A 24,911-nucleotide genomic window follows, 5' to 3' on the forward strand; every position below is an offset into this window, starting at 1 on the left:
GTGACTGTCGGAGGGGGAAGGTGTGGGCCTAGCTGGATTTGAACCAGCGACCTCATCGTTATCAGCGATGCGCTCTAACCAACTGAGCTATAGGCCCGTGCAACAGGAGAAACACTACCGCACGGGGTCGAGCGGGTTACGAGGGGGTCCCCCTCCGCCCGACCCCGTGCGGGGTGCGTGACGACGCTCCGGTCAGTCCCGCTCGGAGAGCGTGACCTCGATGCCGCCGACCAGGTCGGCGGCCACGTTGTAGACGAACGCGACCACGGTGATGGCCACCGCGAACAGCAGGCTGTTCACCGCGCCGACGACGGCGGCGAGCCCGAAGACCCGGCCGACGCTGATCAGCGAGCCCCCGGTCTCCTGCTGCGAGGTGACCAGGTCGGCGTACGTGCCGTTGAGCCGGTCCCAGACGCCCATCCCGCCGAGCACGCCGTAGAGGACGCCCGCGGCGACCATCCACACCAGCCACAGCACGACGGCCAGCGCCAGGGCCATCTTCAGTACCGACCACGGGTCGAGCCGCTTGAGCTGCAGCAGCGCCTGGCGCGGGGGCCGGTTGCGGACCGACGCTCGCGGCGTGTCCGCCGGGGCCGTGCCGTTCTCGCGCTGCTCCGGGTCGCGGACGGCGGTCGTCGCGCCGGACGCACCTGCGCCGGGGGCGGTCATGAACGCGGTCGGGGCCTCGCTCAGCAGCGAGTCCGCGACCGAGCCGCCGTCGCGGTCGTCATGGGTGTCGGGCACCCGGCGCCACGGGGGCGGCGAGGCCCCGGCCGGGTCGGCCGCGGGCTCGGCGTCGTCGCGCGGGCCGGGGACGTGGTCGGCCGGGGCCGCCGTCGTCGACGGGTCGTGGTCGGCGTCGGTGGCGACGGTGCGGGCCTCGTCCTGCGACGGGGTGCGGTCGTCGGTGCTCACGAGTGGGAGCTCTCCTCGCTGGTCGTCGCTCGGTACTGCTCCGGTCCCACGGCGTGTACCGGGTGGCCGGCCCTGCGGGCCGGCCACCCGACGTGCACTACGCCTGCTGGCCCGGGTCCTCCTCGGTCTCCTCCGCGTTGCGGGCGACGGCCAGCAGCGTGGAGCTCTCGCCCAGGTTCATCAGGCGGACTCCCTTCGTCTGCCGGCCGGCCTTCCGCACCTCGCGGGCGGAGGTCCGGATGACCCCGCCGGTGGAGGTGATCGCGTACAGCTCGTCGTCGATGCCGACGATGAGCGCACCGACCAGCGTGCCACGGCGACGGTCGTACTGGAGGGTCAACACTCCCTTCCCGCCACGGCCCTGAACGGGGTAGTCCTCGATCGGGGTGCGCTTGGCGTAGCCACCGGTGGTGGCGACGAGCAGGTAGGTGTCGGAGCGGATCACGCCGAGGGCCAGCAGCTTGTCGCCCTCGTTGAACCGCATCCCCAGGACGCCGGAGGTGGCGCGGCCCATCGGGCGCAGCGCGTCGTCGGACGCGGTGAACCGGATGGACTGGCCCTCGGCGGACACGAGGAGCAGATCGTCGTCACCCGAACAGAGGACGGCGCCGACCAGCTCGTCGTCGTCGCGCAGGTTGATGCCGATGAGGCCGCCGGCCCGGTTGGAGTCGAAGTCGGTCAGGCGCGACTTCTTCACCAGGCCGTTGCGGGTGGCCAGGACCAGGTACGGCCGCGCCGAGTAGTCCTTGATCTGCATGACCTGGGCGATCTCCTCCTCCGGCTGCAGGGCCAGGAGGTTCGCCAGGTGCTGGCCGCGCGCGGTGCGGTTGGCCTCGGGCAGCTCGTAGGCCTTGAGCCGGTAGACCCGCCCGCGGTTGGTGAAGAACAGCATCCAGTCGTGCGTGGAGCACACGAAGAAGTGGTTGACGATGTCGTCCTGCTTCAGCTGCGCCCCCTGCACGCCCTTCCCGCCGCGCTTCTGGGCGCGGTACAGGTCGGTCTTCGTGCGCTTGGCGTAGCCGGTGCGGGTGATCGTGACGACCACGTCCTCGACCGCGATCAGGTCCTCGTCGGTGACGTCGCCGTCGTAGCCGACGATCCGGGTGCGACGGTCGTCGCCGTGGGCCTCGACCAGCTCGGCCAGCTCGTCGCGGACGATCTGCCGCTGGCGCTCCGGACGGGCCAGGATGTCCTGGTAGTCCGCGATCTCGCGCTCGATCTCGGCGAGCTCGTCGACGATCTTCTGGCGCTCCAGCGCGGCCAGGCGCCGCAGCTGCATGTCCAGGATCGCCTGGGCCTGGATGTCGTCGACGTCGAGCAGGTCGATCAGGCCGGCCCGGGCGACGTCGACCGTGGCCGACGCCCGGATCAGGGCGATGACCTCGTCGAGCGCGTCCAGCGCCTTGACCAGACCACGCAGGATGTGGGCCCGCTCCTCGGCCTTGCGGAGCCGGTAGCGGGTCCGCCGGACGATGACCTCGATCTGGTGCCGGACGTAGTGCCGGATCATCTGGTCGAGGCGCAGGGTGCGCGGCACGCCGTCGACGATCGACAGCATGTTCACACCGAAGCTGTGCTGCAGCTGGGTGTGCTTGTACAGGTTGTTCAGCACGACCTTGGCGACCGCGTCGCGCTTGAGCGTGACCACGATCCGCATGCCGATACGGTCCGAGGACTCGTCGACGATCTCGGAGATCCCGGCGATCTTGCCGTCGCGGACCATGCCCGCGATCGACTCGATCAGGTTGTCCGGGTTGACCATGTAGGGCAGCTCGGTGACGACCAGGGTGGTGCGACCCTTGGCGTCCTCCTCGACCTCGACGACGGCCCGCATCCGGACCGAGCCGCGCCCGGTCCGGTAGGCGGACTCGATGCCGTCGCGCCCGACGATGAGGCCGTGGGTCGGGAAGTCCGGCCCCTTGATGCGCTCCATGAGCGCTTCGAGCAGCTCGTCGTCGGTGGCGTCGGGGTTCTCCAGGCACCAGGCGACGCCGGCGCCGACCTCGCGCAGGTTGTGCGGCGGGATGTTCGTCGCCATGCCGACCGCGATGCCGGAGCTGCCGTTGATGAGGAGGTTCGGCACCCGCGACGGCAGGACGACCGGTTCCTGGGTCTTGCCGTCGTAGTTGTCCAGGTAGTCGACGGTCTCCTCGTCGATGTCCTGGAGCATCGCCATCGCCAGCGGCGAGAGCCGGCACTCGGTGTACCGCATGGCCGCGGCCGGGTCGTTGCCGCGCGACCCGAAGTTTCCCTGTCCCTGGATCAGCGGGTAGCGCATCGACCAGGGCTGGGCCAGCCGCACGAGGGCGTCGTAGATCGCCGAGTCGCCGTGCGGGTGGTAGTTGCCCATGACGTCGCCGACGACGCGGGCGCACTTGACCGGGGCGCGGTCGGGCCGGAAGCCGTTCTCCCCCATCGAGTAGAGGACGCGGCGGTGGACCGGCTTCAGACCGTCCTCCACCAGCGGCAGCGCCCGCCCGACGATCACGCTCATCGCGTAGTCGATGTACGAGCGCTGCATCTCCTGCTGGATGTCGACCGGTTCGACCCGGCCCCCACCCTCTCCGCCGCCTGCCGCGGGGGCGGCGGGGTCGATCGTGTCCGTCACGAAGTCTCCTCGTGCGTGTTCATACGTGCGTCTGGATCAGATGTGTGGATCAGACGTCCAGGAAGCGCACGTCCTTGGCGTTGCGGGTGATGAAGGACCGGCGGGACTCGACGTCCTCACCCATCAGCACCGAGAACAGCTCGTCGGCGGTGGCGGCGTCGTCCAGGCTCACCTGCAGCAGCAGCCGGTTCGTCGGGTCCATCGTGGTCTCCCACAGCTCCTTGGCGTCCATCTCGCCGAGACCCTTGTAGCGCTGCACGCCCTGGTCCTTGGGGAGCTTCTTGCCCGCGGCCCGGCCGGCCTCGATCAGGCCGTCGCGCTCGCGGTCGGAGTAGGCGTACTCCGGCTCGGCCCCGCGACCGGACCACTTGAGCTTGTACAGCGGCGGCTGCGCCAGGAACACGTGCCCGTTCTCGATCAGCGGGCGCATGAAGCGGAACAGCAGCGTGAGCAGCAGCGTCCGGATGTGCTGGCCGTCGACGTCGGCGTCGGCCATCAGCACCAGCTTGTGGTACCGCAGCTTGGCCAGGTCGAAGTCGTCGTGGATGCCGGTGCCCATCGCGGTGATGATCGACTGGACCTCGGTGTTCTTGAGGACGCGGTCGATCCGGGCCTTCTCGACGTTGATGATCTTGCCGCGGATCGGCAGGATCGCCTGGTGCATCGAGTCGCGGCCGGCCTTCGCCGAGCCGCCCGCGGAGTCACCCTCGACGATGTAGAGCTCGCAGCTCTCCGGGTCGCGCGAGCGGCAGTCCGACAGCTTGCCGGGCAGACCGCCGATGTCGCCGGCGCTCTTGCGCCGCACGAGCTCGCGGGCACGGCGCGCGGCCAGGCGGGCCTGGGCCGAGGAGACCGCCTTGGTGACGATCGTCTTCGCCTCGGTGGGGTTGCGCTCGAACCAGTCGGCCAGCCACTCGTTCGACACGCGCTGGACGAACGACTTGACCTCGGTGTTGCCGAGTTTGGTCTTGGTCTGGCCCTCGAACTGCGGCTCGGAGACCTTGACCGAGACGATCGCCGCGAGGCCCTCGCGGATGTCGTCGCCGGACAGCGCCGGGTCCTTCTCCTTGATGAGCTTCTTGTCGCGCGCGTACTTGTTGACCGTCGCGGTCAGCGCGTGGCGGAAGCCCTCCTCGTGGGTGCCGCCCTCGTGCGTGTTGATCGTGTTCGCGAAGGTGTAGACCGACTCGGAGTAGCCCGAGTTCCACTGCATCGCGACCTCGACCTGGTGGCCGGGGCCCTCGCCGGTGTAGCTGACGATCTTGCGGTGGATCGGGTCCTTCGACTTGTTCAGGTGCGCGACGAAGTCCTCCAGCCCGTTCGGGTAGTGGAAGACGTACTCCTTGGGCTTGGCCACGTAGCCCTCGGCGTCGGGCTCGGCGTCCGCGTCGATCTCCGGGACGGGCGCCTCGATCGGGTTGCCGTCGGAGTCGACCGCGTCCGACGACGGGACACCCGCCGGCTTCTCCGGCCGCCGCTCGTCGCGCAGGACCATGGTGAGGCCCTTGTTCAGGAACGTCTGCTCCTGCAGCCGGCGACGGATCGTCTCCAGCGTGTAGCTGGTCGTCTCGAAGATCTTCGGATCGGCCCAGTAGGTGATCGTGGTGCCGGTGTCGGACTTCTTCGTGGTGCCGGCCTCGACGAGCTCGCCGGGCACGGCGTACTCGTAGTGCTGGCGCCAGATCTGGCCGTCGCGGCGGACCTCGACGTCGAGCGCGGTGGACAGCGCGTTCACGACCGAGACGCCGACACCGTGCAGACCACCGGACACGGCGTAGGACTTGTCGTCGAACTTGCCGCCGGCATGCAGGCTGGTGAGGACGACCTCGAGGGTCGGCTTCTTCTCCACCGGGTGCATCTCGACGGGGATGCCGCGGCCGTCGTCCTCGACGCGGATGCCGCCGTCGGACTGCAGGGTCACGACGACCTTCGTGGCGTGACCGGCCATCGCCTCGTCGACCGAGTTGTCCACCACCTCCCAGATCAGGTGGTGCAGACCCCGCTCACCGGTCGAGCCGATGTACATGCCGGGCCGCTTGCGGACCGCCTCCAGGCCCTTGAGGACCGTGATGGACGACGCGCCGTAGGCGTTGTTCGCTGCCTTGTCGGAAGCCACGGGTAGCTGCTTCTCCTCGCCACGTGAACCGCCCGCGCGACGCGCGCACCACCGGTGCGACGACGACGAAACGGTTCCACCGACCGGGCGCTCTGGTCATGTCTTGGGGAGCCACCCGGGAAACACCTGTCGATCCTACCCGTCGGGACCGACGGAAAGGCGGGAAGGACCCACCCAGAAGCGTCACAGACGGGCGAACGGCGTCCGGTGCGGGATCGAACGTGCCCCTGCGGGGTCGAGCGGACCGGCGGCCGTGTCATCCCGCGCTCACCGCCGACGAGAGGCACGGGGCCGGTGGGGTGCGGCTCCTCACCCGATCCGGCCCTTCACGGCCCCCGGGGCGACGTGACGCGCCCACAACGTGCACCCCGGCGCCCACCACCCGTTCGGCGGCACCCGCCCACCTGCCCGGTGCCCCCAGGGGAACTTTCGTGGCTTAGAGCGCTACGAGGGTTCCCCTGGGAGCACGCCGGGGCGGTGCCCGGGCGGAGCGGGAGGCAGGGCGCGGGTCAGCCGTAGGTGTCGCGGGGGCCGCGGCCGCGGACGTGCCGCGGACCGTGCCGCCAGCTCGGCCCGCTCGGCCCGACGACCCGGATCCGGCGCACGACGTCCGGCCCGACCGCGGCGGCGAGCCGGGTCAGCAGCTGACGCTGCAGGGTCCGCAGCTGGGTGGCCCACGCCGTGGACTCGGCCTGCAGGGTCAGCTCGCCGTCGCGCAGCGAGACCGGTGTGCAGTGGTCGGCGACGTCCGGCCCGACCAGCTGCGGCCACCGGCCGAGGACGGTCGCGTCGGTCAGCCGGTTCGACCAGCCGCGGTCCACCGACACCCGCGACACCAGACGTCCGAACGGCTGCGGGTCCCGGTCGTCGGGCCCCGCCCCCGACCAGCGACGACGACGCCCCCGCCCGGAGACCACGCGCAGCTTGGGCCGGTCGGCCCGGGCCCGCTCCTCGGCCTTGCGGGCCGACGCCTCGCGGGCCGCGCGCAGCGCCTCGCGCGCGAGGTCGGCTCCGCGCAGGTTCGCGCGGTCGCCGGCGAGCAGGTCACCCTGCTCCCCCGGGACACCGCCGCCCGGGACGTCCCCGCCCGTGACCGCGTCGTGACCGGGACCGGTGTCGCGTCCGTCCCCAGGCTCGGCGCCGTCGGTGCCCGGTCCCCGGCGTCCTGTCCTCCGGTTTCCGGTTCCGGAACGGCGTCCGTCCCCCGGTGCTCCTGAGTTATCCACAGCATCCACAGCCTTGTCCCCAGAATGCCGTGACACGTTCGAGACCTGACGGGGCGATCACGCGGGCACCTCGCCGTCGCGGCTCACCGTCCGGTCGCCGACGGCGAACCGGACCCCGTCGAGCTCCGCGGGCACGTCCTCGGCCACCGCGGCGGTCACCAGGACCTGCTCCGCGCCGGCCACCAGGCCGGCCAGCGCACGGCGGCGGGCCGAGTCCAGCTCGGCGAAGACGTCGTCCAGCACGAGGACCGGCTCGACGTCGTCGGCGTGCAGCAGGCGGTAGGACGCCAGCCGCAGCGCCAGCGCGAACGCCCAGGACTCGCCGTGGCTGGCGTAGCCCTTCGCCGGTCCCTCGCCCAGGGCGAGGTCCAGCTCGTCGCGGTGCGGGCCGACCAGGCAGACCCCGCGTTCGACCTCCTGGGACCGCACCTCGGCCAGCCGGTCGAGCAGCAGCGCCTCCAGGTCCCCGGTCGACGACGGCAGCTCCGCGACCCCCGCCGTCCCGAGGCTGGACCGGTAGTCCAGGCCGATCGGGTCCGACGACGGCGCGATCGCCGCGAACGCCTCGCGGGCGTAGGGCGCCAGCGCGACGACGAGCTCGCGCCGCCCGGCCAGCAGCGCCGCGCCGGTACGGGCGAGATGCCCGTCCCAGACCTCCAGCGTCGCCAGGTCGTCGGGCAGTTCAGGGTCCGCGGCCACCGGCGCCCGGGACCGGCCGCGGGCCCCGCGCAGTGCCGGCTTCGCGGACTTCAGCAGGGCCGAGCGCTGGCGCAGGACCTTGTCGTAGTCGGCGCGCACGCCGGCGTAGCGCGGGAACCGCGCGACGAGCAGCTCGTCGAGGAAACGCCGGCGCTCCGACGGGTCGCCCCGCACCAGGGCCAGGTCCTCCGGCGCGAACAGCACGCTGCGCAGGATCCCCAGGATGTCGCGCGGCCGCGAGACCGGTGAGCGGTTGACCCGCGCCCGGTTCTGCTTCCCGTTGTTGATCTCCAACTCGACGCCGAGTTTCCGTCCGTGGTGGTGCACCTCACCGCGGACGACGGCCTGCTCGGCCCCGCGCCGGATCAGCGGCGTGTCGGAGGAGACCCGGTGCGAGCCGAGGGTGGCGAGGTAGCCGATCCCCTCGACCAGGTTGGTCTTGCCGACGCCGTTGGACCCGACCAGCACGGTCACGCCGGGGTCGAGCTCCAGCTCGGCCTCCGGCCAGGACCGGAAGTCGGTGACCGAGAACCGCCTGAGGTACACCGCCTGGTCACCCTTCCCGTCCGGCTCGGCGCCGGGTCACTGCTGCGTCGAACCGCCGCCGGACGACGGTCCCGCCTTGTCGCCCGGGGCACCGGCCGGCCCGGACTTCTTCACCGCGTGCCCACCGAACTGCTGGCGCAGCGCGGCGACGGCCTTCATCGCGGACGACTCGGCCTGCCGGGAGGAGAACCGGGCGAACAGCGCCGCGGAGATGACCGGCAGCGGCACCGCGTGCGCGATGGCCTCCTCGATGGTCCAGCGGCCCTCGCCGGAGTCGTCCACCCAGCCCTCGAGCTGGTCGAGACGGGGGTCCTCCTTGAGCGCGTCGACCAGCAGGTCGAGCAGCCAGGAACGGACGACGGTGCCGCGCGACCAGGCCTGGATGACCCCGGGCACGTCGGTGATCAGCTCGCTGGCCTCCATCAGCTCGAAGCCCTCGGCGTAGGCCTGCATGAGGCCGTACTCGATGCCGTTGTGGACCATCTTCGCGAAGTGGCCCGCGCCCACCGGCCCGGCGTGCGCGAACCCCTCCTCGCGCACGCCCTCGGGGCGCAGCGCGTCGAAGATCGGCATGGCGCGCTCGATGTGCTCGGGCTCGCCGCCCGCCATCAGGCCGTAGCCGTTGTCCTTGCCCCAGATCCCGCCGGAGACGCCGCAGTCGACGTAGCCGATGCCGTGCGCGTCGAGCAGCGCGGCGTTGGGCTGGTCGTCGGTGTAGCGGGAGTTGCCGCCGTCGATGACCAGGTCACCGGGCTCCAGCGTGGTGGCCAGCGTGGCGACGGTGTTCCGGGTCGGCTCGCCGGAGGGCACCATGACCCACACGACGCGCGGCGCGGCCAGCGCACCGGCGAGCTCCGCGAGCGAGGCCACGTCGCTGACATCCGGGCGGGGGTCGTAGCCGACCACCTCGTGCCCGGCGGCCCGCAGCCGCTCCCGCATGTTGCCGCCCATGCGGCCGAGTCCGATCATGCCGATCTGCACGGCAGTGGCCCCCTTCGCGTCCGTGCCGCCGGCATGCCCGCAGGGCACCGGTGGCCCTCGTCGATCACACCGCGGACGAGTCTTCCCCCTCGCCGGGACGTCCGCCCGGCGGGGGGTCAGCCGGGCAGCCGGACCGGCATCAGCAGGTGCAGGTAGCCGGACTTCTCCGGCGACGGAGCCTCGCCGGCGTCGTCGGTGGCGGGCTTGGGCACCGGGCGGACCAGCGCGGGCCGGTTCGGCGTGGTGAAAGTCAGCTGGGCGCGGTCGGTGTGCAGCGCGCCGAGGGCGTCGAGCAGGTAGCCCGGGTTGAACGCGATCGTCAGCGGACTGCCGTCGAGCGCGCAGGGCAGCTCCTCCTCGGCGGACCCGACGTCGTCGCCACCGGCGGCCAGGCGCAGCCCGTCCTCGCCGAACTCCATCCGGATCTGGGCGACCCGGTCCGCGACGAGCGAGACACGCTTGATCGCCTCGACCAGCAGCGCCACGTCGAGTTCGACCGCGGTGGTGTGCTCGGCCGGGATCAGCTGGCGGAAGCGGGGGAACTCGGCGTCGAGCAGCCGACTGGTGGAGCGGCGGCCGCCGCCGGTGAGCCCGAGCATCCCGTCCCCGGCCGACAGCGCGATCTCCACGGTGCCGGACCCGGCGAGGGTCTTGGCGACCTCGGCGAGGGTCTTGGCCGGGATCAGCACCGCGGTCGAGATCGAGGCGTCCTCCGGGGACCACTCGAGCTCGCGGACGGCGAGCCGGAACCGGTCGGTGGCCGCGAGCGTCAGCTGCGAGCCCTCGATCTCGAGCCGGATGCCGGTCAGCATCGGCAGCGTGTCGTCCCGCCCGGACGCGACGGCGACCTGGGCGACGGCGCCGGCGAGCGCGTCGGCGGCGACCGACCCGGCGCGCTGCGGCATGTCGGGCAGCTGCGGGTAGTCCTCGACCGGCATCGTCGGGAGGCTGAACCGGGAGTTGCCGCAGTTGATCGTGGCGCGGGAGCCGTCGACGGTCAGGTCGACCGGCTTGGACGGGAGCGCCCGGGTGATGTCGGCCAGCAGCCGCCCGGAGACGAGCGTGCGGCCCGGCTCCCCGACCGTCGCGTCGAGCTCGACGCGCGCCGAGGTCTCGTAGTCGAAGCCGGAGACGGTCAGCTTCTCGCCGGACTCGCCGTCGGACTGGATGAGGACCCCGCCGAGCACGGGCACCGGCGGACGAGCCGGGAGGCTGCGCGCCACCCAGGCGGCCGCGTCCGCGAGGACGTCGCGTTCGACCCGGAACTTCATCTGGAGACCTTCCCCGGTAGCGCCCGGCTCGGACCACGGCGCGGGGCCGGGTCGTCGACGGGACGGCGGTGCGGCGGCGGGCCGGTTCGTCCTCCGGGTCCGGCCGGCGCCGTGGCCCGGAGGGGCTGCGGAGCGGAGTGGCCGGAACGGGATCGGAAGCCGGGGTTCGCCGGGACGCTCACGGTAGAGCCTCGCCCCGACAGTTTCCACGCCACCCCGGTGCCCGTTCGGTGTCCCCGTCCGTGACCCCCGTCCGGGGGTCGGTCCACACAGGTGTTCTTGGGAAGAAGAGATAGAGAGAGACAAACCGTCGTAGTACTAAGTCCTGTGCACAGTGTGGATGGAGCGCATCCTCGCTGGTCAGCAGGCCGCGTCGGCTGGGGATGCGGCGGTGGGGGCACCCGTTGACAGGTCGGTGGAGCGGTGGACCGACGGCGTCGACCCCCATCCGTCCCCGGTTCATCCCGGGTTCACCACAGAGTTGTCCACGGATCCCGGGCGATCCGTCCACGGGGCTGCGACGATCCATCCACAGAGTTGTCCCCAGATGTGGGTGGAAACGTGGTGGATCGTGGACCCAGGGTGATGGCGGGCACACGCCGTTCGGCACTCCCGCGTTGCACGATGAACCCACAGACGTCCCACCCGTCACAGGAATGTCGACGGAGCGTCACCAGCGGGTGAGCGCAAGCGATCACCGGGACGAGTGGTGAAGCGCCGAGTGCCCACTACCGGACGACGAACGGGAGTGGTGGGACCGACACGCGGGTGACGCCACGCCGGACCCGATCGGCACCACGCCGGACGGTCCCGGTGTCCCGGGCGTCCGCGGCGGCGGGGGTGCCGATCACCCGGGGACGGCCCGCAACGCGCCGCAGCGGTGATCTGGGGGCCGTGGCCCCTGTGGGTTGCACGGGATCGGTCCCGGTGCGCGCGGTGACCGCCGAGAACGCGTCCTGCCTGGTCACGGTGGGGCCTGCCGGAGCTGTGGAGAAGCGGTGCGACCGGTGGACAACCCGCCTCGGCGGGCCACCGGCGAAGGTCAGTGCCGGGCGCGCAGTTTGATCCGCGCGGTCAGCTCCTGCACCTGTTCGAAGGTCTTCCGCCGGAGCGAGATCTCGTTGCGGATCTTCTTGTCGGCGTGCATGACGGTCGTGTGGTCCCGGCCGCCGAAGGTCTGCCCGATGCGCGGCAGCGACAGGTCGGTCAGCTCGCGGCACAGGTACATGGCGATCTGGCGGGCCTGGGCGAGCGCCTTCGTCTTGCCGGGCCCGGACAGCTCGTCGAGCGTGAGGCCGAAGAACTCGGCGGTGACCGCCATGATCGTCGGCGCGGTGATCTCCGAGGCCGCGGAGTCCGGGATCAGGTCGCGCAGCACGATCTCGGCGAGCTGGGTGTCGACGGCCTGCCGGTTCAGCGACGCGAACGCCGTGACCCGGATCAGCGCGCCCTCGAGCTCGCGGATGTTGCGCTCGATCCGCTCCGCGATGAACTCCAGGACCTCACCGGGGACGGCGAGCCGGTCCTGCGCGGCCTTCTTCCGCAGGATCGCGATCCGCGTCTCCAGCTCGGGCGGCTGGATGTCGGTGATCAGACCCCACTCGAACCGCGTGCGCATCCGGTCCTCGAGGGTCTCGAGGCGCTTGGGCGGCCGGTCGGAGGAGACGACGATCTGCTTGTTCGCGTTGTGGAGGGTGTTGAAGGTGTGGAAGAACTCCTCCTGCGTCCCCTCCTTGCCCTCCAGGAACTGGATGTCGTCGACCAGCAGCACGTCGACGTCCCGGTAGCGGCGCTGGAAGGCGACCTTGCGGTCGTCGCGCAGGGAGTTGATGAAGTCGTTCGTGAACTCCTCGGTACTGACGTACCGGACCCGCATCCCGGGGAACAGCCGCTGGGCGTAGTGCCCGACGGCGTGCAGCAGGTGGGTCTTGCCCAGCCCGGACTCGCCCCAGATGAACAGCGGGTTGTACGCCCGCGCCGGCGCCTCGGCCACCGCGACCGCGGCGGCGTGGCTGAACCGGTTCGAGGCACCGATGACGAAGGTGTCGAAGGTGTAGCGCTCGTTGAGCCGGGTCTGCGACCGCGGCGCGACCGGGTCGCCCGCCTGCGGCGCGGTGTAGGCCGGCCACGAGGTCTGGCCCTCGCGCGAGCCCGGCTCCGGACGCCCGGTGGGCTGCGGCGCCCACCCCCCGGACGACGACGGCGCCGGCTCGGCCGACCAGCCGCGGTCGATGCCCGACGGGCCGGCGTCGTCGCGGCGGGCCCCGTCGGCGAAGCCGTTGCCGTACCCGCCGTCGACGCCCGCCTGCGGCCCGGTGTCCGGACCGGCGCCGTCGGCGGGGGCGTGCTCGCGCGCGGGGCGGTCGTGTGCGGGACGGGTGCCGTGGTCCCCGTCGGCCGACGCGGCCGGGTCGTCGCCGGCCCGGTCACCGGTGCCGGTGTCGCGGACGCTGTCCCCCGCGGTGACGCCGCGGTGCATGCCGAACCCGGGCGGGTCGGGGACCTCGGTGCCGCCGGACGCCGCGGAGGCGTCGACGACGACGGCGAGGTTGACCGCCACACCGAGGTGGCGGCCGAGGGCGTCGCTGATCGGCCTGCGCAGGATCCGCTCGATGGCGTCCTTCGCGAACTCGCTCGGCGCGGCGAGCAGTGCGGTGCCGTCGAGCAGGCCGAGGGGACGGGTCAGGCGCAGGAACGCGCGCTGCTGCGGGGAGAGGGCGGGTGTGCCGGACTCGGCCGACGCGCCGGAGAGATCGGCGATGACCCGGTTCCAGACCGCGCCGAGATCGCCCGGCTGATCGGTCATCCGCGTTTCCCCCTCCCGATCGACCGCCGCCGGCGGTCTGCTCCCCCCGGAGCACTGGCGATGAGCCGTCCGGACACGAGGACTCGGCCTCGGGGGCGATGTATCCCCAGAGTTGTCCACACTTGTGCGTAAAGGTACGCAGCAGGTCCCGGCCGACGCGCATCGGGGCACCGGCCGTCGGTCGTGTGGAGGTCTCGGTCGGGGTGCGGGCGGTCGTTACTCCCGCGCCGGTCCCGGGCGGGGTCGGCGACGCTAGCAGCAGCCGTCGTGGCGGGCGTCCGGCGGGGTCGCGGCGCCCGGTGGGGGCGGTTTGACCCCCTCGAAACGCGCTGCGTACCCTTGACGACCGGACACCTGGTCGGATGGGCGTGTCGCGCCCGTCGAACGCGGCTCCCCGCATCTGTCGTTGTGGAGCGTCGTGTGGCCGGTGGCCCGCGAACCCGAGCCAGTGACCGTAGACATCTCGGCGTCGCAGGACGCCTGCGAACCGCCGACCAGGAGCCGACCGTGAGCAAGCGTACTTTCCAGCCGAACAACCGCCGCCGGGCCAAGACGCACGGCTTCCGGCTGCGCATGCGCACCCGCGCCGGCCGCGCGATCCTCGCCGCGCGCCGTCGCAAGGGGCGCGGCAACCTCTCGGCCTGACGGCCGGCGCCCCCACCGGCCCGCGCCGTGCTGCCGGCACACGCCCGGCTCACCCGCCGGCCCGAGTTCGCCTCGACGATCAGGCGCGGACGACGTGCCGGCCGGTCGAGGCTGGTGGTGCATCTCGACCTGACCCGCCCCGGCGGCGTGCCCGAGCACGCCTCGCCGAGGGCGGGTTTCGTCGTGAGCAAGGCCGTCGGCAACGCCGTGGCCCGGCACCGGGTCTCCCGGCGGCTGCGCCATCTGGTCGCGGACCGTCTGGCGGCGCTGCCCGCCGGCGCGGCACTCGTCGTCCGTGCGTTGCCGCCCGCTGGTGAGGCCTCGTCCGCCGAGCTGGCGGCCGACCTCGACTCCGCACTGCGCGCGGCGCAGCGGCCGCGCCGTCCGCGCCCGGCCGCGGACGGCCCGCGATGAGCACGACACACGACGCGGCCCCGACGGGTGAGGAGGCTCCGATGGACGACGGAGAGCTCCCCGGCGCACGGCCCGGTGTCGGCGCGCGGGCCGCGATGGCCGCGGTGCGCTGGTACCAGGTGTGGATCTCCCCGAACCTGATGCCGAGCTGCCGGTTCCACCCGAGCTGCAGCGCGTACTCGGTCGAGGCGTTCCGCGAGCACGGCTTCGTGCGCGGTCTCGGCCTCACCGTGTGGCGGTTGCTGAAGTGTGCCCCGTGGCACCCTGGCGGGTGGGATCCGGTGCCGCCGCGCCGGCGGCGCAGCGACGGGGTCCCGCGCAGCGGCACCGAACCCGATCCCGGGCCGGAGCAGACGTCCACCGACCCGCCCCGGACCGAAGGCCTCTCACGCGGTACGGACCGCTGACCCGCGGGCCCCGCCCGAGACCACGAGGAGCAACGCAGCAGTGCTGGACTTCATCTACTACCCCGTCAGCTGGATCATGTGGGTCTGGCACAAGGTCTTCGGCTTCGTCCTGGGCGACGACAACGGGTTCGCCTGGGCGCTGTCGGTCGTCTTCCTCGTCTTCACGCTGCGCGTCATCCTCTACAAGCCGTTCGTCGTGCAGGTCCGCTCCATGCGCAAGATGCAGGAGATGGCCCCGGAGATGCAGAAGCTCCGGAAGAAGTACGCGAACGACCGCCAGAAGCTCGCCACGGAGATGCAGAAGCTCCAGCAGCAGAACGGCGCCAACCCGCTCATGGGCTGTTTGCCGATCCTGGTGCAGATCCCGGTGTTCATCGGTCTGTTCCACGTGCTGCGCGAGTTCAAGCCGGGCAAGACGGAGAACTACGTCTTCAACGCGGCCGAGAACGCCTCGTTCGTCGACTCGAGCCTGTTCGGCGCGAAGCTGGGCTCGGCCGTCTGGCCGCTGCAGAACACCGCGTCCGTCGCCGAGCTCGGTGGCAACCTGGTCTCGCAGTGGATCGTGATGATCCCGCTGATGATCGCGGCCGGCATCTTCACCCACATCACCGCGCGCCACTCGGTCGCCCGCCAGCAGGCGCAGATCGCCGCCGGCACCGTCGCGGCGAACCCGCAGGCCGAGATCATGCAGAAGCTGATGCTCTACGTGTTCCCGATCGGTGTCGTCGTCGGTGCGCCGTTCCTGCCGCTCGCGGTCCTCTTCTACTGGGTCGCCAACAACCTGTGGACCCTCGGCCAGCAGTACGTCGTCTACCGCAAGATCGACGCCGAGGAGTCGGACAAGGCCGAGAAGGCCACCGAGTCCGCCAAGGCCCGCGCCCCCCGCCCCGGCCAGAAGCCGCTCCGCGACGCCCGTCTCGGCTCCGCCGAGGACGTCCGCGAGATCGCCGACGAGCCGATCCAGCCGGCCGAGGAGGAGGCCGCCGAGGCGGCGTCCGAGACCCGCGCCACCGGATCCGACGGTGCCTCCGCCGACACCGGCACGTCCCCCGGCGGGCAGCGCAACGGCACGGCCCGCAACGGGAACGGCAACGGTTCCGGTAACGGCAACGGCCAGAAGAAGCCCGGGGCGAAGCCGGTGCAGAAGCGTCCGGGGGCGAAGGCCCGGCGCGGCAAGCGTCGCTGACCGTCCCACCGCACCACCCCGACAGACCCCGGCGCGCCCCGCCGGCCCCGGCGGACCCCACCGCCGCGCGGGCCCGGGCGCGACGGACCGCGAACCGTTGACGAGAGGAGTTGCGCGTGCCCACCACCGCCAAGGAGCCCGCCGAGGGGCCGGACGTGCAGGACAAGCCGTCCGGCGAGAGCCTGCTGATCCAGGAGGGCGACGTCGCAGGTGACTACCTGGAGCGCCTGCTGGACATCCTCGACTACGACGGCGACATCGACCTCGATGTCGAGGGCGGCCGCGCCATCGTCAGCATCGAGGGCGCCGAGGACGACGCCGACCTGCAGAAGCTCGTCGGCGACAAGGGGTCGGTGCTGGAGAGCCTGCAGGAGCTGGCCCGCCTGGCCGTCCAGCAGCAGCTGGGCAGCCGCAGCCGGCTGATGCTCGACATCGCGGGCTGGCGGCGGCACCGCCGCGACGAGCTCACCGAGCTCGGCCTGGAGACCGCCCAGGAGGTCAAGACCAGCGGCGAGTCCGCCCGGCTGCGACCGATGACGCCGTTCGAGCGCAAGGTCGTGCACGACGCCGTCGCCACCGTGAAGGGCGTCGTCTCCGAGAGCGAGGGCGAGGAGCCGCGTCGCCAGGTCGTGGTCCACAAGAAGTGACCACCTCCCCCATCCCGACCCCGGAGGTCGCGGAGAAGGTCTTCGGCGACCGGACCGGGCTGGCCGTCCGCTACGTCGAGCACCTCGCGACCTCCGGGATCGAGCGCGGGCTGATCGGCCCGCGCGAGCGGGACCGGCTGTGGGACCGGCACGTGCTGAACTGTGCGGTCCTCGGTGAGGTCGTGCCCGCCGACGCCCGGGTCGCCGACGTCGGCTCCGGTGCCGGGCTCCCCGGGATCCCGCTCGCCCTGGCCCGGCCGGACCTGCGGATCGTGCTGATCGAGCCGCTGGCCCGCCGGGTGGAGTGGCTGGACGAGGTGCTGGGCGACCTCGGCCTGGACATCGTCGTCGAACGGGGGCGTGCCGAGGAGAAGCCCGTTCTGCGACGATGGGAGGGGGCCGACGTCGTCACCGCCCGGGCCGTCGGACCGCTGGCCCGGCTCGCGGGCATCTGCCTGCCGCTGCTGCGGCAGGGGGGTGCGATGCTGGTGCTGAAGGGCGCCTCCGCCCCGGACGAGATCGCCCGCGACGCCGCAGCGGTCCGTGCGCTCGGAGGGGGCGAGCCCCGGATCCACGAGACCGGAGCCGGTGTGGTCGATCCGCTGACCACGGTGGTCGAGATCCCGCGGACCGGCGCGCCCCGCCGCAACCGGAGGAAGGAACGGCGATGATGGGTGCCGGAGCGCCGTTTCACGTGAAACACCGACCGGGCACGAACCGTCCAGGAAGCGAGGGTCGCGCATGAGTGCCGGATGGACCCCCATCGCGGACGAGGCCGAGCGGGCCGCACGCGTCCTGCACCCCGACCGGCACGGCATGCCCCGCCCGGCCGCGCGCCGTGTCATGGGCGTCGCGAACCAGAAGGGCGGGGTCGGGAAGACGACCAGCACGGTCAACCTCGCCGCGGGCCTGGCCCTGCACGGCATCCGGGTACTGGTGATCGACCTCGACCCGCAGGGCAACGCGTCCACCGCACTCGGCGTCGAGCACCGCACCGGCACGCCGTCGGTGTACGAGGTGATGCTCGGCGAGATCCCCCTCGAGGAGGCCGTCGCGGTCAGCACCGCGTCGCCGAACCTGCTCTGCCTGCCCGCCACGATCGACCTGGCCGGCGCCGAGATCGAGCTCGTCAGCATGGTCGCCCGGGAGTCCCGGCTGGCCCAGGCGCTGAACGACGAGACGCTGTCCCGGCTCGACGTCGACTACGTGCTCATCGACTGCCCGCCGTCGCTGGGGCTGCTGACGGTCAACGCGCTCGTCGCGGCGTCCGAGGTGCTCATCCCGATCCAGTGCGAGTACTACGCGCTGGAGGGGCTCGGGCAGCTGCTGTCCAACATCGACCTCGTCCGGTCGCACCTGAACACCTCGCTGCACGTGTCGACCATCCTGCTGACCATGTACGACGGCCGCACCAAGCTCGCCGACCAGGTCACCTCCGAGGTCCGCCAGCACTTCGGTCCGACAGCGCTGCGCACGGTCATCCCGCGCAGCGTGAAGGTCTCCGAGGCCCCCGGCTACAGCCAGACCGTGCTCGCCTATGACCCCGGCTCCCGCGGTGCGATGAGCTACATCGACGCGGCCCGGGAGATCGCCGAGCACGGGGCGAGCGGCGCCTACCGCCCGGACGGTCGCTGAAATGGCCGAGCGCAAGGGTGGACTGGGCCGCGGTCTCGCCGCGCTCATCCCCACCGGCCCGTCGGAGTCCGGTGACCGGCCCGGGAACAGCGGGCCCGGCGCACCCCTGCACCGCCCGGCTCCGGCCGTCCGGCGCGACGACCACGAGCCCGAGACCCCGGTCGTCGACGGCGGCGCGGAGTACCGCGAGATCCCGCTGCGGCGGATCGTGCCCAACCCCAAGCAGCCGCGGACCCAGTTCGACGACGACCAGCTCGCCGAGCTGGAGCACTCGATCCGTGAGTTCGGGCTGCTGCAGCCGATCGTGGTCCGCCGGGCCGGTGTCGACTACGAGCTGATCATGGGCGAGCGCCGGTGGCGTGCGGCCCAGCGCGCCGGGCTGCAGACGCTGCCCGCGATCGTCCGGCACACCGCCGACGACGTGATGCTCCGCGACGCGCTCCTGGAGAACATCCACCGCGTCCAGCTCAACCCCCTCGAGGAGGCGGCCGCCTACGAGCAGCTGCTCGCCGAGTTCGGCGTCACCCACTCCGAGCTCGCCGACCGGCTCGGCCGCAGCCGGCCCGTCGTCACCAACATGATCCGGCTGCTGAAGCTGCCGGTGTCGGTGCAGCGCCGGGTCGCCGCCGGCGTGCTGTCGGCCGGGCACGCGCGCGCCCTGCTCGGTCTCGAGGACGCCGGGCAACAGGAGGATCTCGCCACCCGCATCGTCGCGGAGGGCATGTCGGTCCGCGCGACCGAGGAGGCCGTCGTGCTGGCGCGGCACTCGGGACCTCCGCAGGAACGCCGGGTCCGCCGTCGCGGCGATCAGCGCCCGGAGTTCGTCGAGCGCGCCGACCGGCTGGCCGACATGTTCGACACCCGCGTGAAGGTCGAGATGGGTCAGCGCAAGGGCCGCATCGTGGTCGAGTTCGGATCGGTGGAGGACCTCGACCGGATCACCGGGCTGATGGGGATCAGCGAGCGCGACTGACCGGACACCACTCCCCTTCCCCGACGGCCGTCGTCCCCGTGGACGGCGGCCGTCGGTCTGTCCGGGCACGGGGGTGGCTGCGTGGTGTGACGCGCTGGACGGCTTCTGAGGGCGCCCTCAGACGGCCTCTGAGCCTTCGGATGCGTGGCAGGTTGGTGGGGAGGCCGGGGCGGGTCTCAGTAGCCGTGTGGGGCCGCTGAGCCGTTGGATCTGCCCGATTGGTCGCTTTTCTCGGCATGTCGATCGGTGCCGGGGTGCGTACTGGCCGGAACACGCCTGATCAGTCGTACGTATGTCTGAACTCGCCCGGCATCGATGGTGGTCGCGCGTGGATCGGCTCGTGGTGGGTCCCGGGCGACGGTCGTACGGAGTGCTCGTCGGCCGGGCTCGGCCGACGAGCGGGACGGGGCGTGCGCCCCGGGGTCGCGTGGCTCGTGCGGAGCTGGGGCCCGCGGCTCTCCCCGGCGGTCTTGGTACGGCAGGTGATCGGGTCCGCGGCGGACGGCGTCGATGTTTCACGTGGAACAGCGACGGAGGTCGTGGCGGGCGTCGGGCAGCGCGTCGGGCTCGGTCTCGTGAGCGGGTGGCCTGCGGATGCCGCAGCTCCGGGGTGCTCCGCCCACGCTGCGGGATCAGCCGCGTCGCGATCCCGTACGCGCCGCACGGACACGGCGACCGGGTCGAGCTCTCCTCCCGCCGAGGGCGGCCTGGGCGGTGCGGGCCTCGTCGCCTGGCGGGACGGAGGACCTCGTCGCCGTGTACCGGGTGCGCGCGACGCCGACCCGTGCGCCTCCGCGGCGCTGTGGGGCTCGTCCGAGGTGGCAGCCGGAAGCACCCGGTGGGATCGCCGCACCTCGGCGTCCCCGGTGGAGTCCGGCCGGTGTCGCCGTCCGGTGACCGTGTCGGGGACGCCCGGCCCGGATGCGCCGACCCGGTGTGCGGCGGCCGGTATCCGGGATGACCCCGCGTGCCGCGGCGTTGAAGCCGGCCACTGCGTCCGGCCCACAGGCGGCAGGTCCACCGATGCCCGGCCCAGGAGCGCTCGCCCGGGATCGCCCGGCCCAGGAGTGCCCGGCGGCCTGCGAGTGCTCGGCGCGGGAGAGCCCGGCGGCCTGCGAGTGCTCGGCGCGGGAGTGCTCGGCCCGCCGGCACGACTCCGGGGCGCGAACCCGGACGCGGCCCGGGCCGTGCGGGACCGGACAGTGCGGGACCGGACAGTGCGGGACCGGACAGTGCGGGACCGGACAGTGCGGGACCGGACAGTGCGGGACCGGACAGTGCGGGACCGGACAGTGCGGGACCGGACAGTGCGGGACCGGACAGTGCGGGACCGGACGGCGCAGAGCGGGGCGACCCACTGCGACAGACTCGGGCGCACACCGAGCGGCTCCGACCCCGCCCGCCCGACCGATCCGACCGGCGTCGCGTGCGTGTGTTTCACGTGGAACACCCCGACGCCCCGGGATGGCCCGGTGCTCACCGACGCCGAGCTCGCCGCTCGCACCGACCGCGCCGTCGACACCGCGGTGTCCGCCGCGCGGGACCACGGCTACCGCCCCGGCACCCCCCGCGTCCTGCACGACCTGTTCTCGGTCGTCGTCGCACTGGAGCCGGAGCCGGTCGTGGTGCGTGTCCCCACCGGCCTCCCGCCCGGCCTCGATCCGGCGGGACAGGCGGAGCAGCAGCGGCGCGAGATCGCGGTCTCCCGATGGGTGTCGGACGCCGGGCACCCGTGGTCCGGCCCGCACACCCCGCGACCCGTCGCCGCCGGGGGCCTGTCCCTCACCTTCCGGGAGCGCCGGACCGTCCGTCGGCCCCGGACGGCCCGCCCGACGCCGGTGCGAGCGGCGCGACGGTCGCCCGGCTGCACACCGCGCTACGACCGTGTCCGGTCGAGCTGGACTGGATCCACCCACTCGACGACTCGGTCACGGCGATGCGCGACGCGCTGCGGCACGACACCACCCACGTCTCCCCCACCGACCGCGACCGCGCGCTGCGGGAGTGGGCGACGATCCTCCCGGTGCTCGGCGACGAGGCGGGTTGCGCCGACCGGTTCCCCGGCACACGCCCGCAGCCGGTGCACGGGGATTCGCCGGCCTGCAACGTCCTGCGGACCCCGGACGGTCCGTACGACGCCGACCTCGAACACGTCTGCGTCGGACCGGTCGAGTGGGACCTGACCTTCGCCGGTCCGGAGGTCGTCGCCGCCTACGAGCGGGCGGCCGACCGCCCCGTCGATGCCGAGCTGCTCGCTCTCTGCGCGGCGGCCCGTGCAGCTCGTCGCCTGCGTCGCGATGGTCCCGCAGCAACCAGGTCTCGGGGACGGGGTGAGCCCGCTCCTGGAGGTGTGGCGGGCTCCCGAGCCCTGGGGCGGTGTGCTCGGCTGATGTTCCACGTGGAACCACGCCGCTGTGGTTTCACGTGGAACACCGCTCAGTCCTGTCGGGCCGCCGCGCGCTCGACGAGCGCCAGGTACACCGTCGCGAGGTCGGAACCGTCCGCGGACACCGCGGTCGGGAGCAGCGAGGTGTCGGTCAGGCCCGGCGACACGTTCATCTCCAGGACGTGCACGTGACCGTCGGCGTCGACGATCGCGTCGGTGCGCGACACGTCGCGCATCCCCAGCAGCCGGTGTGCGGCCAGGGCGGTGTCGGCCAGCGCGTCCAGCACGTCCGACGGCAGCCGCGCCGGGCAGTGGAACGTGGCCGCACCGGGTGTGTAGCGGGACGTGTAGTCGTAGAACCCGGACGGCACCTCCACCTCCACCGGCGGCAGCGCGCGGGGCTCCTCCCCGTCGTGGACGACCGACACTGCGACCTCGGTCCCGGCGACGAACCGTTCGACGAGCACCGTCTCGGCGTAGGCGAAGCAGCTGACCATCGCGGCCGGCAGGTCCGCCGCGTTCCGGACCACCTGCACACCGAGCGCCGAGCCGCCCTGGTCCGGCTTCAGCACCAGCGGCAGCCCGAGGCGCTCGACGATCGCACCGAGCACGCCCTGCGCGCCCAGCTCACGGAAGGTCGAGTGTGGCAGCGCGACCCAGTCCGGCGTCGAGAGGCCCGCGCGGACGAGTTCGGTCTTCACGCTCGGCTTGTCCCACGCCCGCCGGCACGCCCCGGATGGCGTCCCCACGAAGGGGATGCCCAGCAGTTCCAGCACCTGCTGCACGGCGCCGTTCTCCCCCTCGCCCCCGTGCAGCGCGACGGCGACCGCGTCCGGCCGGTCGGTCGACAGCCGCTCCAGCAGGCGCGCGTCGACGTCCCACTCGCGGACGTCGACACCGTTCGCGCGCAGCGCACCCGCCAGTCGACGACCGGATCGCAGGGACACCTCACGCTCGTGGGACAGGCCTCCGGCCAGCACGGCCACCGTTCGATCGCTCACGCGGGCATTCTGCGCCATGAACGGGAACGCCCCGGACCGGGAGCCGGTCCGGGGCGTTCCACGTGAAACATCGCCGTCGTCGGACGGCGTCAGGTCGTGTCCGGCGACGGGCTCTGGGTGCCCCGGGTCAGCTCGGGGCGGACCGGTGTCCCGAACGTCCGCACGACCTCCATCTCGGCCTCCAGCACCGCCGCCAGCCGCCGCACGCCCTCGGTGATGCGCTCGGGCGTCGGGAAGCAGAACGACAGCCTCAGCTGCCGGCTGCCGAAACCGTCGGCGTAGAAGCCGGTGCCGGACGCGTACGCGACCCGCGCGGTGACCGCGCGGGGCAGCATCGCCTTCGTGTCGACGCCTTCCGGCACGGTCAGCCACACGAAGAACCCGCCGTCGGGGACGTTCCAGGTGCAGCCCTCGGGCAGGTACGTCTCCAGCGCGGCGAGCATCGCGTCGCGGCGCTCGCGGTAGTTCTCGCTGAACGTCTTGATCTGGCTGCGCCAGTCGTGGTGCGACAGGTAGCGCGACACCAACATCTGCGTGAACGACGGCGGGCACAGCGTCGCCGACTCCGCGGCCAGCACCAGCCGGTCCCGCACCAGCGGCGGTACCAGCGCCCAGCCCACCCGCAGCCCGGACGCGAACGTCTTCGAGAACGACCCCAGGTACAGCACGTCCGGGTCGTACGAGCGCAGCGCCGGGTGCACCTCGCCGTCGAACCCGAGCATCCCGTAGGGGTTGTCCTCGACGACCATCACGCCGTAGCGGCGGCACAGCTCCAGGATCCGCGGGCGCCGCTCGTGCGCCAGCGTCACGCCGGCCGGGTTGTGGAAGTTCGGGATCGTGTACAGGAACTTCGGGACGATCCCCCGCCGTGCCAGCGACTCCAGCGCCTCGTGCAGCAGCTCCGGGACTAGTCCGTGCTCGTCCATCGCGACGTGCACGACCCGCGCCTGGTAGGCGGCGAAGCTGCCCAGCGCGCCGACGTAGGACGGTCCCTCGGCCAGGACGACGTCGCCGGGGTCGACGAAGATCCGGGTCAGCAGGTCGAGGGCCATCTGCGAGCCGACGGTGACGACGACGTCGTTCGGGTCGGCCTCGATGCCCTCCTCCCGCATGACCTCGCAGATCTGCTCGCGCAGCTGCGGGACACCCTGGGCGGAGCCGTACTGCAGCGCGGACATGCCGTCCACGTCGACGAGCTCGGCCACCTCACGGGCGAGGGACTGCAGCGGCAGCGCCGCCAGGTTCGGCATGCCACCGGCCAGCGAGACGACCTCGGGACGGCTCGCGACGGCGAACAGGGCCCGGATCTCCGACGCCGTCATCCCGGCGGTACGGGTCGCGAAGCGCTCGGTGGGGGCGAGCGGGACCACGGCCCCCTCCCCTGCCGCCGCTGCCTGCGCGGCCGCCGCGGCCGCGGAACGGCGGACGTCGGGCTGCTGCGGGCGGTCGGGCAGGGTCATCGCGTGCTCCTCTGCGAGGGGAAAAGGCTCGCCGAGTGTAACCGCGACGGGTGATCGGCCCGCCCTTCGTCGTGACGTTCGTACCGGTGGGCCCTCTCGGGGTGACGGGATCGCGAGAATCCACCTAGTCTCGGGCTGCGCGGGGTCACCGGACCCGGGGGCAGCCAGGGGGACGGTTGCTCCGGCGCCGGGGTCGGGACCACGCCCCGGACGGGCCGGGCCGTGCAGCAGCGCGTGCATCGCGCGACGACGACATCCGGAGGTCGGATTCCGTGTCCTGGCACGTTGCCGCGCTCAACCTCGACAACCTCGGCGATCTACCGAAGCGGTGTCGCAACTGCGTCTACTGGGAGCTCTCGCCGCAGCTCGCCGACCAGACCGAGGGGTACGGCACGACCGACCTGGAGAAAGAGGCCTGGCTGTCGGAGGTGCTCCTCGAGTGGGGCTCCTGCGGCCGGGTCGTCTACGTCGGCGGTGCCCCCGCGGGGTACGTGCTGTTCGCGCCGCCGGCGTCGGTCCCCCGTGCCACCGAGATGCCGACCGGACCGGTCAGCGCCGACGCCGTCCTGCTGACCACGATGCAGGTGGCCCCGGAGTTCGCCGGCGAGGGACTGGGCCGGGCGCTCGCCCAGGCCGTCGTGAAGGACCTGACCCGACGCGGGGTGAAGGCCGTGGAGGCGTTCGGCGACGCGCGTCCCGGCACCGAGTCCGACTGCGTCGTCCCGGCGGACTTCCTCCGCTCGGTCGGATTCAAGACCGTCCGCCCGCACCACCGCTGGCCGCGGCTGCGGATGGAGCTGCGCTCGGGTCTGGAGTGGAAGTCCGACGTTGAGGCCGCGCTCGAACAGCTGTTCAACACGGTGACCATCCCGATGCAGACCGCGGCGCCGCGCCCGACGGCGACACCGGCCCGCGCGGGGTCCTGCCAGCTCTCGTTCGTGCCGCCCGCAGAGACGATCTGAGGGCGCTCTGAGCGGGCCGTGGGCGGC

General features: G+C 72.6%; 19 protein-coding genes and 1 tRNA gene. 9 read left to right on the forward strand and 11 right to left on the reverse strand.

Annotated features, from left to right (window positions below):
* Positions 1 to 23: 23 nt before the first annotated feature.
* From DMP15_RS02650 to dnaA, 9 genes are all read right to left on the reverse strand, one after another.
* A tRNA-Ile gene (locus DMP15_RS02650) sits at positions 24 to 97 on the reverse strand.
* A gap of 95 nt (positions 98 to 192) precedes the next feature.
* Complete coding sequence (locus DMP15_RS02655; protein WP_304580005.1) at positions 193 to 915, reverse strand: DUF3566 domain-containing protein; 723 nt, start codon at positions 913 to 915, stop codon at positions 193 to 195.
* A 97-nt stretch (positions 916 to 1,012) separates the two neighbouring features.
* Positions 1,013 to 3,523 (reverse strand): DNA gyrase subunit A, encoded by a 2,511-nt coding sequence (gene gyrA / locus DMP15_RS02660; protein ID WP_073573716.1) that lies wholly within the window; start codon positions 3,521 to 3,523, stop codon positions 1,013 to 1,015.
* Positions 3,524 to 3,572: 49 nt separating this feature from the next.
* Complete coding sequence (gene gyrB, locus DMP15_RS02665) at positions 3,573 to 5,639, reverse strand: DNA topoisomerase (ATP-hydrolyzing) subunit B (RefSeq protein ID WP_073573715.1); 2,067 nt, start codon at positions 5,637 to 5,639, stop codon at positions 3,573 to 3,575.
* A gap of 509 nt (positions 5,640 to 6,148) precedes the next feature.
* The gene (locus DMP15_RS02670; RefSeq protein WP_322789684.1) at positions 6,149 to 6,865 is read right to left on the reverse strand and encodes a DUF721 domain-containing protein; all 717 of its coding nucleotides are present in this window, start codon (positions 6,863 to 6,865) and stop codon (positions 6,149 to 6,151) included.
* A 57-nt stretch (positions 6,866 to 6,922) separates the two neighbouring features.
* Positions 6,923 to 8,110 carry a DNA replication/repair protein RecF gene (recF, locus tag DMP15_RS02675; protein ID WP_073573714.1) on the reverse strand — a complete coding sequence of 396 codons (1,188 nt, stop codon included), beginning with the start codon at positions 8,108 to 8,110 and terminating at the stop codon, positions 6,923 to 6,925.
* A gap of 36 nt (positions 8,111 to 8,146) precedes the next feature.
* Positions 8,147 to 9,091 (reverse strand): phosphogluconate dehydrogenase (NAD(+)-dependent, decarboxylating), encoded by a 945-nt coding sequence (gene gnd, locus DMP15_RS02680; RefSeq protein ID WP_073573713.1) that lies wholly within the window; start codon positions 9,089 to 9,091, stop codon positions 8,147 to 8,149.
* Between the two features lie 116 nt (positions 9,092 to 9,207).
* A complete protein-coding gene (gene dnaN, locus DMP15_RS02685; RefSeq protein WP_073573712.1) occupies positions 9,208 to 10,362 on the reverse strand; it encodes a DNA polymerase III subunit beta in 1,155 nt (384 codons plus the stop codon).
* Positions 10,363 to 11,404: 1,042 nt separating this feature from the next.
* On the reverse strand, positions 11,405 to 13,168 hold the full coding sequence (gene dnaA, locus DMP15_RS02690) for a chromosomal replication initiator protein DnaA (protein WP_073573711.1): 1,764 nt from the start codon (positions 13,166 to 13,168) through the stop codon (positions 11,405 to 11,407).
* A 507-nt stretch (positions 13,169 to 13,675) separates the two neighbouring features.
* Here dnaA and rpmH point away from each other — a divergent pair.
* From rpmH to DMP15_RS02730, 8 genes are all read left to right on the forward strand, one after another.
* Positions 13,676 to 13,813, forward strand: a complete 138-nt coding sequence (gene rpmH / locus DMP15_RS02695; protein WP_020622600.1) for a 50S ribosomal protein L34 — start codon at positions 13,676 to 13,678, stop codon at positions 13,811 to 13,813.
* 27 nt (positions 13,814 to 13,840) lie between these two features.
* Positions 13,841 to 14,227 carry a ribonuclease P protein component gene (gene rnpA / locus DMP15_RS02700; RefSeq protein ID WP_073573710.1) on the forward strand — a complete coding sequence of 129 codons (387 nt, stop codon included), beginning with the start codon at positions 13,841 to 13,843 and terminating at the stop codon, positions 14,225 to 14,227.
* A gap of 41 nt (positions 14,228 to 14,268) precedes the next feature.
* Positions 14,269 to 14,634 carry a membrane protein insertion efficiency factor YidD gene (gene yidD / locus DMP15_RS02705; protein ID WP_073573709.1) on the forward strand — a complete coding sequence of 122 codons (366 nt, stop codon included), beginning with the start codon at positions 14,269 to 14,271 and terminating at the stop codon, positions 14,632 to 14,634.
* Positions 14,635 to 14,674: 40 nt separating this feature from the next.
* A complete protein-coding gene (yidC, locus tag DMP15_RS02710; RefSeq protein WP_073573708.1) occupies positions 14,675 to 15,820 on the forward strand; it encodes a membrane protein insertase YidC in 1,146 nt (381 codons plus the stop codon).
* A gap of 155 nt (positions 15,821 to 15,975) precedes the next feature.
* Positions 15,976 to 16,467: a Jag family protein gene (locus DMP15_RS02715; RefSeq protein ID WP_100880756.1), complete on the forward strand. Its 492-nt coding sequence runs from the start codon at positions 15,976 to 15,978 to the stop codon at positions 16,465 to 16,467.
* Complete coding sequence (gene rsmG, locus DMP15_RS02720; RefSeq protein ID WP_062399027.1) at positions 16,464 to 17,138, forward strand: 16S rRNA (guanine(527)-N(7))-methyltransferase RsmG; 675 nt, start codon at positions 16,464 to 16,466, stop codon at positions 17,136 to 17,138. Before DMP15_RS02715 ends, rsmG begins: the two co-directional genes overlap by 4 nt.
* Before the next feature lie 70 nt (positions 17,139 to 17,208).
* A complete protein-coding gene (locus DMP15_RS02725) occupies positions 17,209 to 18,102 on the forward strand; it encodes a ParA family protein (RefSeq protein ID WP_100879102.1) in 894 nt (297 codons plus the stop codon).
* A gap of 1 nt (position 18,103) precedes the next feature.
* Positions 18,104 to 19,075: a ParB/RepB/Spo0J family partition protein gene (locus tag DMP15_RS02730; protein ID WP_337825410.1), complete on the forward strand. Its 972-nt coding sequence runs from the start codon at positions 18,104 to 18,106 to the stop codon at positions 19,073 to 19,075.
* A gap of 2,436 nt (positions 19,076 to 21,511) precedes the next feature.
* On the opposite strand, the gene DMP15_RS02735 is transcribed toward DMP15_RS02730, so the two are convergent.
* A complete protein-coding gene (locus DMP15_RS02735) occupies positions 21,512 to 22,462 on the reverse strand; it encodes a D-alanine--D-alanine ligase family protein (RefSeq protein ID WP_179761491.1) in 951 nt (316 codons plus the stop codon).
* 89 nt (positions 22,463 to 22,551) lie between these two features.
* A complete protein-coding gene (locus DMP15_RS02740) occupies positions 22,552 to 23,922 on the reverse strand; it encodes an aminotransferase-like domain-containing protein (protein WP_237454203.1) in 1,371 nt (456 codons plus the stop codon).
* 272 nt (positions 23,923 to 24,194) lie between these two features.
* On the opposite strand from DMP15_RS02740, the gene DMP15_RS02745 reads away from it, so the two are divergent.
* Positions 24,195 to 24,884, forward strand: a complete 690-nt coding sequence (locus tag DMP15_RS02745) for a GNAT family N-acetyltransferase (RefSeq protein ID WP_253068370.1) — start codon at positions 24,195 to 24,197, stop codon at positions 24,882 to 24,884.
* The last annotated feature ends 27 nt before the right edge of the window (positions 24,885 to 24,911 follow it).

This window comes from Pseudonocardia sp. UM4_GMWB1, from assembly GCF_017312155.1.
Lineage (GTDB): Bacteria > Actinomycetota > Actinomycetes > Mycobacteriales > Pseudonocardiaceae > Pseudonocardia > Pseudonocardia alni.

Coding starts and splice junctions, on each gene's coding strand:
- DMP15_RS02740 (WP_237454203.1), bottom strand. CDS start 23,922: ATGACCCTGCCCGACCGCCCGCAGCAGCCCGACGTCCGCCGTTCCGCG.
- DMP15_RS02730 (WP_337825410.1), top strand. CDS start 18,104: ATGGCCGAGCGCAAGGGTGGACTGGGCCGCGGTCTCGCCGCGCTCATC.
- dnaA (WP_073573711.1), bottom strand. CDS start 13,168: ATGACCGATCAGCCGGGCGATCTCGGCGCGGTCTGGAACCGGGTCATC.
- dnaN (WP_073573712.1), bottom strand. CDS start 10,362: ATGAAGTTCCGGGTCGAACGCGACGTCCTCGCGGACGCGGCCGCCTGG.
- yidD (WP_073573709.1), top strand. CDS start 14,269: ATGGACGACGGAGAGCTCCCCGGCGCACGGCCCGGTGTCGGCGCGCGG.
- DMP15_RS02725 (WP_100879102.1), top strand. CDS start 17,209: ATGAGTGCCGGATGGACCCCCATCGCGGACGAGGCCGAGCGGGCCGCA.